The following is a 17,496-nucleotide window of genomic DNA, read 5'->3' as shown; positions in this document are numbered from 1 at the left end:
ATTCGGGTGTCTAAAAGATCAGTTCATCCAAGCGCATCAGATAGCGTTCGGCTTCCAGGCCCGGGGTCCGCGCACAGACTGCCACCACCAGCATCTGCGCGGTACGAAGCACGTGATTGCGCATCGCGGTAGCCGCGCCAGATGGGTCGCGGTCCAATATGGCCTTCATCAGTTCATCCCGATCGTTAGCCAGATCCTGACTAGTTCTCGCCTGGGGAATCGTCACTTGGCCGTGTGCGAGCACCAGGTTGCGCAGCTCCCCCACAATGCCGTTGAGTTTGGCGTTGTCTGCCAGGCCAAGCAGATAAAGATGGAACTTCTTGTCTGCCTCTAAGGTGGCCCGGCCATCCCCGGTCTGTCCCACTTCAAGCATTTCGCTATGCAGCGCACGAAGGTTTTCAAGGTCCTTCGCACTAGCGTTGAGTACCGCGCGTGCGGCTGCAGGTGGCTCGAGGATCAGCCGGACCTGGAAAACCTCAACGATATCGTCCAGGGAAATCTGGTTCACGCGAACGCCACGATTTTTCGCGACGGTCACGATGCCTTCTTTTTCGAGGAGCTGTAGCGCCTCGCGTACCGGGGTGCGCGAAACTCCCAGCTTTTCAGAGATTGCAATAGCAGAGTAATGATTGTCCGGAGTCATTTCACCGGACACGATAGCAGCGCGGATCTTCGTAGTGACTTGCTCAGTCAACGATTCTTTGGGCGAAATCGGTTGCATGCTACTCATATTTGAAGTCTATCTGTCCCTGTCAATTTGAGCGCTGAACGACGCTCAACACTCTCGCATTGCGGGGTTTCGCACCAGTGGATTCAGATGCCGGCGTTGGTCAGTACCGCGGTCATGCAGATCCGTATACGCTTTAGTTCCCGCGGTTTTGAACGCAATTGGGCATCGCATTATTGGTTCGTGAATACTGCTCCAGAGATTCCGATCTTCTCTCGGCGACCGCAGTCAATAAAATTCAGGTGCGCTCAGGACACCAAGTAGGGTTGAACTGTGAATGCTCAGATGACACCCTCCCGATCTGCACTGGCCGAATCACTGCGTCAGGCGGCCCTGGCTGCTGCGCTCAAGGCCGCACCAGTGATTCGTCTGGCATTCCGCGGAGATGTCGGAGCCGAAGAAAAAACGAATGCCCATGATCTCGTCACTGATGTCGATCGGCAAAGCCAAGACATCATAACGCAGTCGCTACGCGAGGCCTTTCCGAGATCTTGGGTACTGGGTGAGGAGAACATCGCTACCGATTCAGGCACAGCTTCGCCGGCCGAAGTGCAGTGGATTGTTGACCCTATCGACGGAACCAGTAATTTCGTTCACGGCATCGCGTTCTTCTGCATCTCTATTGCCGCGGCCATTGACAACGAGTTGGTCGCCGCCGTAATAGTCGACCCGATCTCCGGCGATCAGTTCAGCGCCAATAGTCAGGCTGCCTATCGCAACGGGGAACTGCTAAGTCCACGCATTCGACCAGAGCAGGCACGCGCAAACTTAATGACCGATTACCCGGGTGCCGAGTCCATGCTTAAGGATGGCCCTTTGGCGCTTGAACTCTTCGGGCAGTGGATTCAGGATTTCGCCACCGTTCGGCGCAAAGTTTCTGCTGCTCTCGGGCTCGCCCATGTGGCTGCTGGCTGGTGTGACGCAAGCGTGGGTTTCGATACGAAGCCTTGGGATGTCGCCGCGGGAGCGCACCTGATTCGAATGTCCGGTGGCAGCTACCGAGGCTTGGATTTCGGCAAGCCAGTGGCAGCTGATCACCTCTGCGAAGGTTTCATTGCCCAAGGCCCAGGCGCCGACTATGACTCACTGGCTCGCGCAGCCTCCCTAGTTCAAGAGTTAAGAAGCCACGGCTAAAGTCTGACAACATCAAGATACTTAGCCGGTACTGCGCAGATTGCTTGCCCCCGGTCGTACCATGAGTGCATGACACCACGTATGCAAAGGACTGCACATTCCGCCGTGCAGCATCATGGTGGCGGAGGGTTGATCATCGGAGGAATCGGAGCCATGTTGCTCTTCGGTATCTTCGCAGTGATGTTGGCAAGCCAGTCTTTGGACTGGGTGCCACTGCTCATAGGCGTAAGTCTGGGCTTCTCCACATTAATGTTTGGCGTGGTTTACCACTTTACGCACTAGCAATATCCATTTCGGCGCCCCCTTTAGAGGGCGCCGAAACTATGCCTTACTCACCTAAATGCGTCGGGGCGAACATGCGCAAAAGCGTCTGCACCACGATGACATTTGGCCCTTCCCCAGCAAATGACTCGCGAAGCGCGTCACCGATCTGGTCCGCTTCGACAAGTCGCGCAGGAATTCCAAAAGCCTGAGCCAAGGCAACGAAATCCGGGCGTTCCAGCTCGGTGGCCGTTGCCTTGCCAAAAGCTCCTTCCATATATTCACGCAGAATTCCGTAACCACCGTCGTCAACGATCAGCCAGGTGACCGGCACATTGTGCTGTTTCGCCGTGGCTAATTCTGCTATGGAATACATCGATGAGCCATCGCCCGAGACCGCAAGCACTCGTGCTTGCTCGGGTGAAGCTCCATCGACCTGCAACCCGATGGAACCGCCAATGGCCGAGGGGAAACCGAAGCCTAGGCCGCCGGCACCCTGCGCCGAATGAAACTCTCCCTGACGCGAGTCCCAGCAACTCCACCCCCAATAAGCCGCAATGGTCATATCCCAGAAGGTCTGCATGTTCGCGGGCACCGCCTCGCGGATATCAGCCATGAACTTTCGCTCATGGTCCAAACCCTGCGACTCCAGCCGTGCCTGTACCTTAATCAGAGTCTGAGATACGACTTCGGTCGGACTCTGCCCGTGCCAATCTGGCGTGTTAGGTATGCTGGCTTCCGTAAGTTTGGAAACCAGGAACTGTAACGCGGCCTTAGCATCCGCGCGGATGCCCAAGGCGGGAGTATTTGATTCAAGGACGCGCGGCTCGGCATCAATCTGGATTATGCGCCCGCGAGGTGCGAGAGAAAAATAATTGCTGGAGACTTCGCCCAGCGATGAGCCTACGACCACCAATACGTCGGCATCTTCGAGAATTTCGGTGACATACCGATCCTCCACCCAGGATTGCAAAGACAATTCGTGATCCCATGGGAATGCACCATTGCCGCCCGGGGTACAGAGCACCGGGGTATTAAGCTTTTCGGCAACCTCCAGCAGTTCGCTTTCGGCCTTGGCTCGACGTACTCCTCCGCCGGCGACGACCACCGGTCGTTGAGCCTCAGAAAGCCAACGTACCGCTTCATCGATCAGCTCTACACGCGGTGGATGATCATAGGCTTCTGCGAGGGCATCATGCACAGGAGGAACAAGCACCGGAGCCAGCAGGACATCCTGCGGAACCTCGATCCAGACCGGGCCCATCGGCACAGTGATTGCCTGCGCCCATGCATCTTGGATGGCCGAGGGGATACCTGAGGCGTGGTGCACCGTCTGCTGGAACTTAGTGACATTTGCAGCCGAGGCCTTCTGGTCATCAAGTTGGTGGAGCATGCCCTTTCGGCGAGCGCCAAGTCCATCCAAGGGAATCTGGCTGGCGATCACCACCATAGGCACACTGGTGGCATAGGCTTCCTGCAAACCGGCAAGGGAGGTCAGTGCTCCGGGGCCTGTTGAAAGGAAAAGCACGCCGACCTCGCCGGTTGCTCGGCTGTAGCCGTCGGCTGCGAAGGCCGAGTTGTTTTCAACCCGGGAAGAAATGAATTGCAGATTTGAGCGTGAAAGTGCGTCGAATAACCCCAGCGCGTGCTGTCCGGGAATGCCGAAGACCGTCTTGGCGCCGAGCGCAGTCAGCGTCTCGACGACGAGGTCTCCACCGTTACGCTTTACTTCGTTGCCCATTAGTTGTTCTGTCCGTTCAGCTGGCGGTATTCGCTGATCAGGCTGATCAGGTCATAGGTGACATGTGAGGCGGCGACGCCGGTTAGCTCCGCATGGTCATAAGCAGGCGCCACCTCTACGATATCGGCTCCCACGATTTTCAGGCCACGCAATCCGCGCAAGATTTCTAGCAGTTCGCGGCTGGTGATGCCGCCGGCTTCCGGAGTGCCGGTGCCCGGTGCATGTGCGGGATCCAGTACGTCTATATCGACAGAAATATACAACGGACGGTTGCCGATGCGGTCTCTAAGCTTCGCAACAATTTCTGTAACGCCCTGATAGTAGACATCCGAGCTGGTGACGATGCCGAAGCCGAAGCGCTTGTCGTCTTCGAGGTCCTTCTTGCCGTAGAGCGGGCCGCGGGTTCCTACATGGCAGATCGCCTCGGTATCAAGAATTCCTTCCTCGACCGCTCGGCGAAAAGGGGTTCCATGGGTGTATTCGGCTCCGAAGTAGGTGTCCCAAGTATCCAGGTGGGCGTCGAAGTGCAGCATCGCCACCGGTGAGCCTGCACGCTTCGAGGCCGCACGCAATAGTGGCAATGCGATGGTGTGGTCCCCACCGATGGTCACAAGCGTCGAGCCGTCCTCGGTCAGCTCCAACGCATTGTGCTCGATGGTTTCGATCGCTTCATTGATGTTGAACGGGTTGACCGCCATATCACCGGCGTCGGCAACCTGGCTCAAGGCGAAAGGGGAAACTTCGGTGGCCGGGTTATATGGGCGAATCAAACGCGAGGACTCACGAACGTGGTTCGCGCCAAAGCGTGCTCCTGGACGGTAAGAAACACCGGAGTCAAAGGGAACACCGACGATTTTAATATCGGATTTCTGGACTTGATCAAGACGCGGAAGCCGTGCATACGTTCCACCTCCGGCATAGCGTGGAATTACCGCGGCGTTGATGGGTCCAATGTTCCCATTTTCTTCGATCCGGACTTCTTTCATGAGTGCTTCCTCCCGGCAGACTCGACAGGAGTTGCCTAATATGAAACATGAGTTTCCTCCCATGCTATTTATTGACGCGCTGACCGTCAAGGTGCAATCGGCAGGGAAGTAGCGAAAAGCGTGTTAAAACAGTAATCCCGCAACACTAATTGAGTTGCGGGGATCGTAATTCTAACTGTGCAATGGAAAATGCGAGGACGAGAAGGCCGCGCAGTCGCCCGCCTCAGGCTACCTTTGCAACCGAGCCAAGTCGGCGGCACCGATCAATCCTGCATCTGAGCCAAGTTCGGCGCGCACGATGCGGGCAAATGGCCGATAGCCACGTCCCGGCAGCAGCTGGCGGTAGGAGGATTCCGCATGTTCGATTAAAGCGGTAGAAGCAGACCCTAATCCCCCGCCTATGACCACTACACCAGGATCCAGCACGGCTGCCAGATTTGAGATTCCCATTCCCAGCCAGCGCCCCATCTCTGCAATGAGCTCCAAACAGGCAGGATCTCCGTTGACTGCCAATGCCGTCACCATCGCTCCGGTCACCTTGCCGGGATCCGATTCGCAGGATTCACGCAAGCTATGTGCGCGCGGAGAATCCAGCCGAACAAGCTCTGCACCTTCACGTCCCAGCGCGTCACCCGAAGCGTATTGTTCCCAGCACCCTCGATTACCGCAGGGGCAACGGTGGCCATCCACCACCAAAGTCTGGTGCCCGAATTCCCCGGCAACACCAAAACTTCCGCGCAGAATACTGTTGCCGAACATGATGGCGCCACCGATTCCTGTGCCAAGCGTCAGGCAGACGCTCAGCTCCTCGCCTCGCGCCGCCCCAAAGCGATGCTCTGCCCACCCGGCCGCATCGGCATCATTATTCAAGACGACCTTGCGGTTCATCTTCTCTTCGAGACGTTCGAGCACCGGTTCGTTGCGCCACGCAAGATGCGGAGAAAAAAGGACATGTGAACCTTTTCGGTTAATCCAACCGGCAGCCCCAACACCCACGGGCATTTGAATATCCCCGTTGCTAAGCTCGCTGACCACCTCGGCAATTGCGTTTTCGGTCAATTCCGAATTCCGCCCAGGACTCGGACGGAAGCTACGGCGAAGAATTCGGCCGTAGCCATCTACCACTCCGCCGGCAATCTTTGTACCACCGATATCAATGCCGACCGCCAAGTTTTCGGTAGACAACTCACCCTCCCAAAGCCTGTGCGTAGTTCAGCAGTTAGCCCGCGAAGGACTTCTTGCTGCTCTCCACCATTGCCCGGTCCACCTCGTGGAACCCAAAGCAGAAACCTACCGAAAGCACGAATGACTTGATCGCAATCTCGTCGAATTCGTCCGCCAAATAAACCAGCTGCACCGGCCCTGCAAGAACTAGAAGCACCAAGGTCCATACCGCGTAGACCCACGAGGTTTTTGCTTGAGCCATCTGTGGGTACCGAGAACGTCGGTAAATGGTGCGCAACCCGAGAACCAGGATGACGCCCGCAAGAATCGCTGCACCGGCAATGAAGAAATATCGTTGGGTGCGGATCAAAGTCATGGTCACACCTATTAAGACACCGAGAATTGCAGACATCCACCAACTCGCGGAGCGCAGTTCGACCTGTTCAGCCCGTGGTTCGCTTTCCGTCACGGAGCTCCCTTCGGTTATTTATCGGCGTCGAGGAAAGTTGTTGACGCTATGTCAAGGATACGCTTTGGCTCTGGTCCAGCCGAAACACGGCACCGGTAAATGAGGGAACATCACGGCGCAACCACATAGTGGTTTTTCTCAGAGCAACAGCGTCCAGGTCACTACTGCGGTCCGGTCGGTAGTATTTTCCCAACTATGCGGCTCACGGCCAGGGAAAGTAACTGTATCGCCTGCTTGCAGTTCAATACGGTCCTCGGGCAACACCAGGGTAAATTCTCCGGAAATCACATGCAGGACTTCCACCTTGCAATCCACCGAATACAGCTCAGCTTCCCCGGAGCCCTGCGGTGCGACTTCAGCTCTGATCATCTGCACCCTGGTCTCGGTGCGTGGGGTGACCAGTTGTTCGGTGATTCCTTCTCCGCCCAAGGCGATGCGCGGCGCCTGAGCCAACCTGACCAATTTCGTTTCAGGTACCGAGAAGAGCTGCCCGACTTCTAAGCCCAACACTTCACAGAGCTTGAGCAATGTTGCCACCGAGGGGCTAGTCAGATCGCGTTCAACACGAGATAAGAACCCTTTAGTCAGCCCGGACATTTCGGCCACCTGATCGATGGTCATCCGGCGTGTTTGGCGTACCCCGCGCAATCGGGCACCGATATTGATCGAGGAGCCGGTGGGCTCTACGGGCAGTGTTTTCATGCTCTCCCACCATTTTGGGACCAGCGCAGCCTTAGCTTGGTGCGATGCGGTCTACAATTCCGCTGAACCAGTCTGGTTCAGACTCTTACACTGCGTCAGTTTACCAATAGGCAACGAGCATCGTGCGGGATTACCTTTTCAAGACCCAACTCAGCAGGCAACTTCTCAGTGTTCTGCCTCTGTCTATTCAACCGTCATGAACCTAGACTCGCCACATGGATACCGAAAGCAATCCCTCTGCCCAGAGACTTCGGAATTATTTGAACGAGGCCCGGGACATTGTGCTCTGGAAATGTCAGGGACTCTCCGACGAGTTGGCGCGCCGCCCGATGACGGATACCGGTACTCACATACTAGGTATCGTCCACCACCTAGCTGTCACCGAGTATGGCTATTTCGGCGAGTGCCTAGGTCGTGTACCCAACGATCAGCATGTACTCGAACTACTGCAAAGCGATGATCCGCAAATCGATTTTCTGCCTCCCGCTATTTTCTCGGCACAAGATGTTCTCGCCCTTTACCGAAAATCTGTCGCATTCGCCGAACAGGCGCTCGACGAATTGGACTTAGAGTCCCCGGCAGAGGTCCCCTGGTGGTCTTTGCATCGGCATACCACCGTGGAGCATCTCATCGTCCATATGATCGCGGAGACCTCCCGGCATGCAGGGCAGCTTGATATCGTGCGCGAGCTACTCGATGGTCAAATAGGGCTACGTGCACAGGCAACAAACATTCCTAGCTTCAGCGCCGAGCAATGGAAGGAACAGCGCTCCGCTCTGCAGCGAATCGCAGAGCAGTCCACCAACCAGTAATCGCGGCCAAAGCGCGCGCAGAGCCCTAACTGCGCCCCACCGCAAGGCAGTCAAATAGGTTCGCATTGGCTCGGATGGACCAACCCGGCCTTCGGCGAGCGCTCATCCATATCCGGCACGGCTGCTCCATCTTCGGAGTTGCCCAGTACTGTGAACCGGTACTGTGAAGCCGCCGGAGACCGAGGATGTCATATTGCTACAGCCGGTCATCGCACGGGTGTAGCATCGTGGTGTTGCTTCACGAGATGCGGCGCCAAGCTCCGACTGGCCGCACACCAACCCCAGGTTCATGGGTGGTTCGGATGAAGAAGCGGTCTGTACGCCAAACGGCTACGGGCAAGAGCTCTTAAAAGGGTCCACATAGTTATGGCATTAAACGTCCTTCCCATTATCGATCTGCAAACCGGCCACGTACAGTTTCCGTTTCACGGTATCTGGGTCAGCTACTACGTCATCAACCCACGCTTCCTCGCTCGACTCTTGGCCAGCTCCGTGGGCCCACCGAGCTTCGATAGTCAACGCAACGAGCTATCGGTATTCGTGGCTACTCGGGGGCAAAGCGCTGGCACCGCCCACGTATTTAGTCTTGCCAAATTCCCAGTGCTTGAATCACTCACTAAACTAGGAGGTTGAACCCAATCCGGATCATATGCCCGTGAACATGATCCAATCAGCCTCAGGAGACGCATCCCCGTGATGGCCCAAACCTCAACTCCCGAACCTACCAAGGCGCAGATCCGCCGCTGGCGTCAGTACATGGCCGATGAGGTCGCCGAAGGCGCGATCTACCGTGAATTGGCAGAAAAGCGCGCAGGACAAGAGCGCCAGATTCTCCGTGGGCTAGCCGAAGCGGAAGAACGTCACGAGAATTACTGGCGTGCCAAGCTCGGCGAACATGTGCGCCCGGTTCGTCCGTCCATGCGGCGCACGATGTTGCGTTTCATGGCCCGGCATTTCGGTTCGGTGTTTGTCTTGGCACTGGCCCAACGCGCCGAAGGCAACTCACCTTACGCCACCGATAAGGACGCCGCCCCGCAAATGGCGGCGGACGAGCAGGTACATGAGGAAGTCATTCGTGCTTTGGCTACGGCCGGCAGAACTCGGTTATCTGGGAACTTTCGAGCCGCAGTGTTCGGAGCAAATGACGGGCTTGTCTCAAATCTGGCCTTGGTCATGGGTATCGGGGCCACCGGCGTAGCCTCCTCTCTTGTGCTTTTCGCCGGTATCGCGGGTCTGCTGGCTGGCGCACTGTCCATGGCTGCCGGCGAATTCGTGTCAGTCCGTTCCCAACGCGAATTACTCACCGCGTCACGCCCTACCCAGGTCACGCTTTCTGCCGCCCTCGACCTCGATCTTGACTCCAACGAATTGGTCTTGATCTACAAGGCACGCGGCATGAACAACGAGGACGCCGAACACCGCGCGGCAGAACGCATGGGGCTGTTTACCTGCGATTGCAACCCCTCCTTCTCGCTCCATCCAGAAGTTCGAGGCGCTGAGCTGGAACGCGAACATGAGGAGCTTGGCTCGGCACCGGGAGCCGCCATTTCTTCATTCATGTTCTTCGCTTCCGGAGCAGTTATCCCCATCCTTCCCTACATCTTTGGGCTCTCCGGCCTAGCTGCAGTGATCGTGGCGGTCGCCTTGGTCAGCATGGCCTTGCTGCTTACCGGCGGCGTGGTCGGCCTGCTATCAGGCGCGTCCCCGCTCAAACGTGGTGTGCGTCAGTTGGCCATTGGTTTGGGTGCCGCCGCAGTGACCTACTGCCTAGGCCTACTCTTTGGCACCACCGTGGTTTAGCTCCAAAGCACGGATTTGGCCGTTGCTCCCATAAAGGGGGCAGCGGCCAGCACTATTTCTAAAACCTGGTGCGTCGCCGCAATGGAGTCATCGTTTCGATGAATTCGACGGCTTCTTGCACCGTGTCCACCAAAGCTATTCTGTCTTCCATCGCCCTGCCGGCGGCAAGGGCCTGCAGCAAGGGCCAGACCGGAAGCGTCCGGGTCCAATGCTCGTGGCCCACCAACACGATGGGAGTTACGCGGGCGCCGGTCGCGTAGTAATTTTCGCAGGCATCTTGGAATATTTCCTGAACTGTCCCGGCTGCGCCAGGAAGCACGATGATTCCGCCGTTGGCCTGTTCGAGCAGGATGGCCTCGCGAATCGAGTTCGTGAAAAATTTTGCTATATGCGTGGCGAACAGGTTTGGTGGTTCGTGGCCATAAAACCAGGTGGGCACGCCCAACGAATTTTTCGTGCTGGGGTATTCTTCACGCACTCGCAAAGCTGCGCGCGCCCAAGAGGTCCGGTGGCGGATTGCATCTGGAGCTTGCGCGAGGATGTCCATGGCGTTGCCAATAGCCGTTTCGTCATAGTCGGCAAGCCACGCGCCGGCGTTAGCTGCTTCCATGGCTCCCGGTCCCCCTCCGGTAACAACCGAGTATCCCCGGCCGGTCAGCGTAGCACCGAGGCGAACCGCATCGGCGAATCCTCTCGTGCCGCGCGCTACCGCGTGCCCACCCATGATCCCGATCATGGGCGTCTGGGCAAATACCCCATCGTAAACGGCGCTCAACATGGCCTGACCAATATGGTGATCGTGCAAGGTCGTTGCCATCGTGCTGTCGTCTGTAGAAAATTTAGTCGGAGGGTTCGCCTGCGAATAAGTAAAGATCTGCGCATCGAGCATCTGCGAGTAGGGGGCTTCTTTGATCCCGGCATAGAGCTCGAGCGGTGAATAGAGTTCACGTTCAGAAATATTAAACGGCAGTTGCGTTCCAGTACTCATACATAGCCCGCCGGTTGCTTCCACGAGCGAACGCCCGGCATCGGAATAGCCGCAATCAATAAAAAGACAGTTGGCAAGGTCCAGAGCGCTTAAAACCGAGTCTCTGGTTCGAAGATCAACCCGGTGAACGCGCCAGTTTCGGGCAAGCGATGCTTGAGTTTCGATGGCTTCGGCTGCGAGCCTGTCGAACTCAACCACTGTGGTGATATTGACCGCTCTGGCGGGGAGATAAGGCCACACATGAGACATGCATCTACGCTACCTTGAACACAAGTGATTATTCACAGTTAGCGTCCTCAACTTTCGCCTACGCCCCGAACGTGAAACGATGAGAGGATGACTGATTCTGTGCCACCACTCATTGACGCAAGGCACCTACTGGCGTACCTGGGTGACGTTCCATTCTTCTTCGGGCAACAACTTGCCAAGAACGAGGAATCAGTGGTTGACGTCGCTTTTGATGAATCTACGAGTGTCATTTCGGGTACCGTCCTCGAAGATGGCCAAGAGTTCTCCCCCACACTCACGGTAATTCGCAGCGCTTCGGGCTGGTCCATCGACTTCTCGGCCTGCAGCTGCGACAAAGGATCGGTCTGCCCGCATATTGCTGCGCTAGCGCTCACTGCCAACAAGATTGCAAAGCTGCCCCGCCCAGCGGTTGTCCAAGAGCAGAAGACTGTGACCGCTTGGTCCCAGCAGGTGGACACCTGGTTTGAAGAACCCGAGCCGGGCCCCGCAGACGGACTGCTTGGGTCCCCCAATGACCCGATCGTGGCCATGGCCCTTCAGTTCATGGTCTTTGATTCGAAAAATACTTCCCAGCAACAACAATGGATGCCTTCGGGGGCTGTACCGCACCCGACCCGTAACAAACGCTTCCGTTTAGGCGTTCGCCCCATGGTACGCAATTCCGAAGGGCGATGGGTTCGTGGCCAGTTACGCTGGACTACCATTGCTTTTAAAACCTACGGGTGGAATATGCTGCGTGGACAGCACCATTGGTTCACCCGTTTTGCAGCCCTGGCGCGAAGCAACACTCAGCTGCAGTTTAAAGTCGACGAAGACTGGTTATTCCTTGACGAGTACGCCTCGGAACTGCTGTGGCCAATGCTTGACGAAGCTCAAGACCTAGGCATCGAGCTGATCAGCACCCGCAGCGAGACCAGCGTGAATATTGATCGCCAGTCCCGGTTTGAGTTGCTCGCCGGCCTAAAGCAAGACAAATCACTCACCGTTGCTGGAAACCTGAACATTGCAGGTCAGGGCTTGATGCTCAATGCGGAGACCCCCAGCGGCACCATCGCCGACCATGGTTTCTACGTCGAGTTGGAAGCACCCGAACAAATCTGGTTGGCACCCAGCGACGAAAAAGTTCCAGCTCAGCATCGCCGCTGGTTCCAGAATCGCGAACCCTTGCAGGTTCCCGAAGAGCAAATGCAGGACTTCTTCGCAGGCTCGTACGCGCGCCTCGCGCGCCGCTTCAAATTGCGCAGCATAAGCGAGGAGCTAGTGCTTCCCGCCTTAGCCCCGCCGATGGTCCACGCGAACGTGAAATTCATGCGCGAGGAAAAAGAAGACGGCAGCATCAAGGAGTCTGCCACCATCGATTTCCAGATTAGCTACCCGGGAGTGCCCAACGACCGCGAGGTCTATGATGCTCAAGCCGAGGCCTCCTTGCGAAGCACGGTCAATGACGTTTTCGAGCATCACACAGGCGCGAGCAACCATGATCTGGCTTCGAAGTTCTTCGCCGGGGAACATATGATCGCATTCGTTTCGGAGTTGCTTCCTGCCCTGCATGGGCTATCCATAATGAAGGTCACTGAGGAAGGCGTTCGTCCGGTTTACCGGCAGTTGCGCGAACTTCCACAGCTGAAGATCAATGCGGTGAGCCACGAACGCAATGACTGGCTCGATTTGGGCTTGCTGATCGCAGTTGGCGACCATGAGGTTCCTTTCTCCACCATTCTCGAAGCGCTAACCAGTGGGGCTATGAAGGTCAAACTTCCGGATAACAGCTGGTTCTCTCTTGACCACCCGTTATTTGCCAAGCTGAAGTCACTTGTCGATGAAGCTCAGGCATTGAACGACAAACCCAAGGATGCCGACCTGAAGCTCTCGGTCTTCCAGGTCTCGCTCTTCGATGAATTTGATGAGCTCGCCGAAGGCATTGAAGGTGCCGACCTATTCATTGGGCGTATGCGTTCGCTCCTGCGTGTTGCTGAAGGCGAAGAGGCCGAGGTGCCCGATACGCTCAATGCAACTTTGCGCCCTTATCAGGTCGAGGGCTATCAGTGGCTCGCGCGTCTGTACCGTGGTGGTTTTGGTGGCATTCTCGCCGACGACATGGGTCTGGGTAAAACCCTGCAAACCATCGCGTTGATGCTTCATGCACGCAAACTCTGGAATGATCCGCAGCACGTGGCGCAGCTACCGGCGTCACAGCGGAACAGTGCCCCATTCCTCGTCGTAGCCCCAAGTTCCGTGGTTTCTAACTGGGAGATGGAGATCAAACGTTTCGCTCCGAGCCTGAGCGTGATTACCGTAGAAGGTACTCTCGGTTCCGAACGCGAGCTGAACGACCTGGTGGCTAACTACGACGTCATCCTGACTACCTACACGTTGCTTCGGCTCAACGATGAAGTTTATGAATCCCAACGGTTCGCGGGCTTGATCTTGGATGAGGCTCAGTTCGTGAAGAATCGATCGACCAAGGCTCACCGCAGTGCCGTCAATATCCAGACGAACTTCAAACTGGCAGTCACCGGCACCCCGATGGAGAACAACCTCGCCGAGCTCGGCGCTCTGCTTTCGTTGACCTCGCCGTCGCTGTTCATGAATACGAGCCGGTTCAACCGCCAGTTCGCCCGCCCCATTGAGGTGCTGGGCGATAAGGAAACATTGCAGTTGCTGCAACGCCGTGTGAAACCTTTTATGCTGCGCCGTACCAAGGAATCTGTCGTCTTGGATCTTCCAGCCAAGCAAGAGCAGCAGGTCTTGGTGCGCCTAAGCGAAGAGCACCAGCATGTGTACGACACGCATCTGAACCGTGAGCGCCAGAAAATCTTGCACCTGGTTGAAGATCTGGACCGCAACCGCTTTACGATTTTCCAGTCACTGACGCATCTGCGGATGCTAGCTTTGGAACCTTCGCTCGTTGACCCGGAACTTGCAGAGATCCCCGGCTCCAAGTTGGAAGCGCTATTTGAACAGCTCGAGGATGTGCTCAGCGAGCAGCACCGCGCCTTGGTGTTCTCACAATTCACTTCCTACTTGAAGGTTCTCGCCGCGAAGTTGGAAGCACGCGGGATCCCCTACGTGTATTTGGACGGCAATACGCGTAACCGCGCGAAGGTCATTGACCAGTTCAAGGACGGCGAAGCACCGTTGTTCCTGATCTCGTTGAAGGCTGGCGGTTTCGGTTTGAACCTGACCGAGGCTGACTACTGCTTCCTGCTTGATCCTTGGTGGAATCCCGCGGTAGAAGCGCAGGCGATCGACCGTACCCACCGTATCGGGCAGACCCGTCAGGTGATGGTGTACCGGATGATTGCCCAGGGCACCATCGAAGAAAAGGTCGTTGCTCTCCAAGAGTCCAAGCGCAAGTTGATTTCCACGGTTATGGACGAAGCCGATGGCTTCTCCAAGGCTTTGACGGCTCAGGATATTCGCGGACTGCTTGAGTAACAGCTTTATTACATCTGCGTTGATTGACGGGCTTTTACCAGCCAATCGCGCTATATTCAGTATGTCTAGTTGCGTGTCCTCCGCCACACTGAGCGCAGGCAAAGAGGCAAGCCCCGGAGGTCTTCTCCGCTGGCACAACGCAAGATGAAGGCGGTTATAACCGTGTCCCTGATTAAATCGGAGACTCTGAGTACACCGAGCGATGACTGGATGAGCGCTTCGGTGAGCACTGATCAAGATCGTGTGGTGATTGAAACCGAGCATGAACGTTTGTCTCTGGACAATGAACGGCTCTTGGAAAAGATCCGGCGAGTCATAGCTTCGCCGCTTGAGGAAATTTTCTATAACCCTAAACACCGGATGCTTTTGATTCCTGGTGCTTTCGCGGTCATCGGCTCCTCGTTCTTGAGGGTCGACACGGACGCAGCGGCCGGCCTACGCGGCTAGCCCTCTTCCCGTTGCATGCCCCAAGATACCTATCGGTGGCCTTGGGGCATTCTTATGCCCAAAAGTTGCCTCGATAAAGAATCATTCATAGGTCCCGGAGACTTTACTGCCAGTAGCCACGCAGATAAGTGTCAGGCTCCAAGCACCTATCGAACACTTCTCTTCCGAAATTCATTCAGATTCTCCACACAAGAGATCAAGTTTCCACTCCCCACGGGAGTAAACCCTAGCGCCTTCCTGTACGTATAGGCTGAATCTCGACTTTGCGGCAGCGTGATATCTCACAAAAATCCATCGCTTGCAGAGGGCCAGAGCTCGCACTTGCGGGTCGAGATTCGTTGATTCGCTGTGGTTGCAAATCAATCGATCCCTTCACAGTCCAAGGGGTTGGAACCTCTCCGTCGAATGCCAGCAAAAATCCTCTTAGCACCATGTCAGGCGCCATTAGGTGAATATCCTGATCGAAAGTTCTTCGCATATGCAACACAGCTCCTGAGAGGTGCCGGCGCGGGCTTAGATTCGTCGAGTTGCGGATGCCCTGTAATGGCGCATAAGCCTCCAATACAGGAATCGTCGTTTTGGTAGTCTTGTTGATTGTCCGATTATGCACTTCATCGTTCGTTAACCAAGCGCCGCCGGTTATCTGGGGTGAAATCGATCGATCCCGTGGAGCAAGTCGGGATCGCAAAGCCAAGGTCTGGCACGATTGCAGGCACCCTCACAGCAAAGAAATACGGAGCGACACCGGCCGCACGACAAGATCAATAGAGATATGAGGAGTGAAGCTATGGAAGCAGCGAATACTCAAGGGACTAGATTCTTCCGGAAACGTCGACTCAAAGTGGAGGACGTCAACGTTGTTGACGATTCGATGCTCAAGAAGGCTATCGGCGGAACTGTCGTTGGTAACCTCATGGAATGGTACGACGTCGGAGTTTACGGATACCTTGCGGTAATTATCGGCAAGCTGTTCATGCCAGATACCGTCGACCCCGCCATCCGAACTTTATTTAGTCTTGGAGTGTTTGCCGTAACCTTCGTGGCGCGTCCCCTCGGTGGCGTCATCCTGGGGCAGCTCGGCGACCGAATGGGTCGCCAGAAAATCCTCGTGTTCACCCTTCTGATGATGGCTTTGGCAACGTTTGGTATCGGCATTTTGCCGGACTATTCAGTATGGGGCGTAGCAGCTCCAATTCTTCTGGTCGTTTTGAAGCTAGTCCAAGGCTTCTCCACCGGCGGTGAGTATGCAGGTGCCACAACCTTCATCACCGAGTACGCTCCGGATAAACGGCGCGGTTTCTACGCGTCTCTTCTGGATCTGGGTTCCTATATGGGGTTCGCCATTGGCGCTGCCTTCGTGTCCATCCTTCAGCTCACCCTCACCGAAGACGCTATGGAAGGGTTCGCTTGGCGCATTCCCTTCTTGGTTGCCTTGCCACTAGGCGTCATCGCCCTGTGGTTCCGATCGAAGATCGAAGACACCCCGGCGTTCAAGGAAGCCCAGGAAGCCGCGAATCGTGCCGGTGAAGACGCGAGATCCTCAGCAGACGCACCGAAGGGCGTAATCGCGCTGGTCAAGGCCTACTGGCGCGAACTGCTCACCGGCTTCGTCCTGGTCTCGGCAGCAAACACCGCCGGATACGCTCTCACCAGCTACATGCCAACTTATTTGACTGAAACATTGAAGTACGACCCGGTGCACGGCAACCTGCTAACGCTGCCAATCCTTGTGGGCATGTCATTGTGCATTCCGCTGGCTGGACGACTCTCGGACCAGGTCGGACGACGTCGAGTGCTTTTCATCGGTTCCATCTCCGCCATCATTTTGGCGGCTCCGGCATTCATGTTCATGATGAATGGTGCTATCTGGTCCACCTTGGTCGGATTGGCTCTTCTAGCTTTTCCGGTGACATTCTATGTTTCGAACCTCGCCTCGTCGCTTCCCGCATTATTCCCCACCTCGTCGCGATACGGCGGAATGGGAATCTCCTATAACTTCGCGGTCGCCATCTTTGGTGGCTTTGCCCCCTTCATCATGCAAGCTCTGGTCACCTTCACTGGTTCATCGCTGGCTCCGGCCTTCTGGGTGATGGGAACCTCGGTGGCTGGCTTCGTCGCCGTCTGCTTCCTGAAAGAATCTGCTCGCAAGCCGCTGCCAGGATCGATGCCTTCGGTTGCAACAGACAAGGAAGCAGCCGAGCTAGTGAAAACGCAAGACGCTAATCCAGATCTTGACGTTGATGAGCTTTTCGACCAGGTCCCAACTTCTCATTAAGGACCTTTGAGGGAATTCCCTAGTCGAGGGTAGAAACATAAAGAACTAGCCGCACGCGTCTTTCGTGCGTGTCACCGCTGATTCGGCAGGAGCACGAGCCAACCGACTCTCGCTATCCTCGTAGCCACCGACCCAGATTTCTCTGGGTTCGGTGGCAATTCTTTTGCCCCACGGCACCCACAAGGTGCTGCCAGCGACGCTATGCAGCTCCGGGTCCTACCTACGGGGCCATCCACTGGATATTACTGGTTCTTCAAAGTTGGTTGATGTAGCCGCCTACTTCAGAGTTCAGCGTCGTTCGCC

Annotated in this window: 15 protein-coding genes and 1 riboswitch; of the genes, 8 read left to right on the top strand and 7 right to left on the bottom strand. The window is 56.2% G+C overall.

Going from position 1 to position 17,496, the window contains the following annotated elements:
• Positions 1–10 precede the first annotated feature (10 nt).
• Positions 11–730, bottom strand: a complete 720-nt coding sequence (locus LG294_RS02940) for a GntR family transcriptional regulator (RefSeq protein ID WP_404289342.1) — start codon at positions 728–730, stop codon at positions 11–13.
• Positions 731–1,012: 282 nt separating this feature from the next.
• Here LG294_RS02940 and LG294_RS02935 point away from each other — a divergent pair, with 282 nt between their 5' ends.
• Both LG294_RS02935 and LG294_RS02930 read left to right on the top strand, forming a co-directional pair.
• Positions 1,013–1,861 carry an inositol monophosphatase family protein gene (locus LG294_RS02935; protein ID WP_404289340.1) on the top strand — a complete coding sequence of 283 codons (849 nt, stop codon included), beginning with the start codon at positions 1,013–1,015 and terminating at the stop codon, positions 1,859–1,861.
• Between the two features lie 69 nt (positions 1,862–1,930).
• Complete coding sequence (locus tag LG294_RS02930; RefSeq protein ID WP_404289338.1) at positions 1,931–2,143, top strand: hypothetical protein; 213 nt, start codon at positions 1,931–1,933, stop codon at positions 2,141–2,143.
• Between the two features lie 46 nt (positions 2,144–2,189).
• On the opposite strand, the gene LG294_RS02925 is transcribed toward LG294_RS02930, so the two are convergent.
• The 5 genes from LG294_RS02925 to LG294_RS02905 all read right to left on the bottom strand — a co-directional run bounded on the left by LG294_RS02925 (position 2,190) and on the right by LG294_RS02905 (position 7,184).
• Positions 2,190–3,863 (bottom strand): thiamine pyrophosphate-binding protein, encoded by a 1,674-nt coding sequence (locus LG294_RS02925; RefSeq protein ID WP_404289336.1) that lies wholly within the window; start codon positions 3,861–3,863, stop codon positions 2,190–2,192.
• Positions 3,863–4,849 (bottom strand): agmatinase, encoded by a 987-nt coding sequence (gene speB, locus LG294_RS02920; RefSeq protein WP_404289334.1) that lies wholly within the window; start codon positions 4,847–4,849, stop codon positions 3,863–3,865. The genes LG294_RS02925 and speB overlap by 1 nt, the downstream gene beginning before the upstream one ends.
• Before the next feature lie 228 nt (positions 4,850–5,077).
• Positions 5,078–6,034 carry an ROK family protein gene (locus tag LG294_RS02915; RefSeq protein WP_404289332.1) on the bottom strand — a complete coding sequence of 319 codons (957 nt, stop codon included), beginning with the start codon at positions 6,032–6,034 and terminating at the stop codon, positions 5,078–5,080.
• A 34-nt stretch (positions 6,035–6,068) separates the two neighbouring features.
• A complete protein-coding gene (locus tag LG294_RS02910) occupies positions 6,069–6,482 on the bottom strand; it encodes a hypothetical protein (protein WP_404289330.1) in 414 nt (137 codons plus the stop codon).
• A 138-nt stretch (positions 6,483–6,620) separates the two neighbouring features.
• A complete protein-coding gene (locus LG294_RS02905) occupies positions 6,621–7,184 on the bottom strand; it encodes a cupin domain-containing protein (RefSeq protein ID WP_404289328.1) in 564 nt (187 codons plus the stop codon).
• Positions 7,185–7,399: 215 nt separating this feature from the next.
• Here LG294_RS02905 and LG294_RS02900 point away from each other — a divergent pair, with 215 nt between their 5' ends.
• The 3 genes from LG294_RS02900 (at position 7,400) to LG294_RS02890 (ending at position 9,796) form a co-directional block, all read left to right on the top strand.
• Positions 7,400–7,996, top strand: coding sequence for a DinB family protein (locus LG294_RS02900; protein WP_404289326.1), 597 nt, complete (start codon positions 7,400–7,402; stop codon positions 7,994–7,996).
• 236 nt (positions 7,997–8,232) lie between these two features.
• Positions 8,233–8,345, top strand: a riboswitch (SAM riboswitch).
• 17 nt (positions 8,346–8,362) lie between these two features.
• Complete coding sequence (locus tag LG294_RS02895; RefSeq protein WP_404289324.1) at positions 8,363–8,629, top strand: hypothetical protein; 267 nt, start codon at positions 8,363–8,365, stop codon at positions 8,627–8,629.
• A gap of 63 nt (positions 8,630–8,692) precedes the next feature.
• Positions 8,693–9,796, top strand: a complete 1,104-nt coding sequence (locus LG294_RS02890; protein ID WP_404291615.1) for a VIT1/CCC1 family protein — start codon at positions 8,693–8,695, stop codon at positions 9,794–9,796.
• Positions 9,797–9,854: 58 nt separating this feature from the next.
• On the opposite strand, the gene LG294_RS02885 is transcribed toward LG294_RS02890, so the two are convergent.
• Positions 9,855–10,784: an LOG family protein gene (locus LG294_RS02885; protein WP_404289322.1), complete on the bottom strand. Its 930-nt coding sequence runs from the start codon at positions 10,782–10,784 to the stop codon at positions 9,855–9,857.
• A 336-nt stretch (positions 10,785–11,120) separates the two neighbouring features.
• On the opposite strand from LG294_RS02885, the gene LG294_RS02880 reads away from it, so the two are divergent.
• The 3 genes from LG294_RS02880 (at position 11,121) to LG294_RS02870 (ending at position 17,193) form a co-directional block, all read left to right on the top strand.
• Positions 11,121–14,471 (top strand): DEAD/DEAH box helicase, encoded by a 3,351-nt coding sequence (locus LG294_RS02880; protein WP_404289320.1) that lies wholly within the window; start codon positions 11,121–11,123, stop codon positions 14,469–14,471.
• Between the two features lie 162 nt (positions 14,472–14,633).
• Entirely contained in the window at positions 14,634–14,918 is a 285-nt protein-coding gene (locus LG294_RS02875) for a hypothetical protein (protein WP_404289318.1), read from the top strand.
• Between the two features lie 787 nt (positions 14,919–15,705).
• Positions 15,706–17,193, top strand: a complete 1,488-nt coding sequence (locus LG294_RS02870) for an MFS transporter (protein ID WP_404289316.1) — start codon at positions 15,706–15,708, stop codon at positions 17,191–17,193.
• Positions 17,194–17,496 lie beyond the last annotated feature (303 nt).

Origin of the sequence: Glutamicibacter arilaitensis, from assembly GCF_044793945.1 — a bacterium.
Classification (GTDB): Bacteria; Actinomycetota; Actinomycetes; order Actinomycetales; family Micrococcaceae; genus Glutamicibacter; species Glutamicibacter arilaitensis_B.
This window is presented reverse-complemented; position numbering and strand designations above follow the sequence as displayed.

Coding starts and splice junctions, on each gene's coding strand:
- LG294_RS02890 (WP_404291615.1), top strand. CDS start 8,693: ATGGCCCAAACCTCAACTCCCGAACCTACCAAGGCGCAGATCCGCCGC.
- LG294_RS02870 (WP_404289316.1), top strand. CDS start 15,706: ATGGAAGCAGCGAATACTCAAGGGACTAGATTCTTCCGGAAACGTCGA.
- LG294_RS02880 (WP_404289320.1), top strand. CDS start 11,121: ATGACTGATTCTGTGCCACCACTCATTGACGCAAGGCACCTACTGGCG.
- LG294_RS02930 (WP_404289338.1), top strand. CDS start 1,931: ATGACACCACGTATGCAAAGGACTGCACATTCCGCCGTGCAGCATCAT.
- LG294_RS02935 (WP_404289340.1), top strand. CDS start 1,013: ATGACACCCTCCCGATCTGCACTGGCCGAATCACTGCGTCAGGCGGCC.
- LG294_RS02925 (WP_404289336.1), bottom strand. CDS start 3,863: ATGGGCAACGAAGTAAAGCGTAACGGTGGAGACCTCGTCGTCGAGACG.
- LG294_RS02905 (WP_404289328.1), bottom strand. CDS start 7,184: ATGAAAACACTGCCCGTAGAGCCCACCGGCTCCTCGATCAATATCGGT.
- speB (WP_404289334.1), bottom strand. CDS start 4,849: ATGAAAGAAGTCCGGATCGAAGAAAATGGGAACATTGGACCCATCAAC.
- LG294_RS02940 (WP_404289342.1), bottom strand. CDS start 730: ATGAGTAGCATGCAACCGATTTCGCCCAAAGAATCGTTGACTGAGCAA.
- LG294_RS02895 (WP_404289324.1), top strand. CDS start 8,363: ATGGCATTAAACGTCCTTCCCATTATCGATCTGCAAACCGGCCACGTA.
- LG294_RS02885 (WP_404289322.1), bottom strand. CDS start 10,784: ATGAGTACTGGAACGCAACTGCCGTTTAATATTTCTGAACGTGAACTC.
- LG294_RS02900 (WP_404289326.1), top strand. CDS start 7,400: ATGGATACCGAAAGCAATCCCTCTGCCCAGAGACTTCGGAATTATTTG.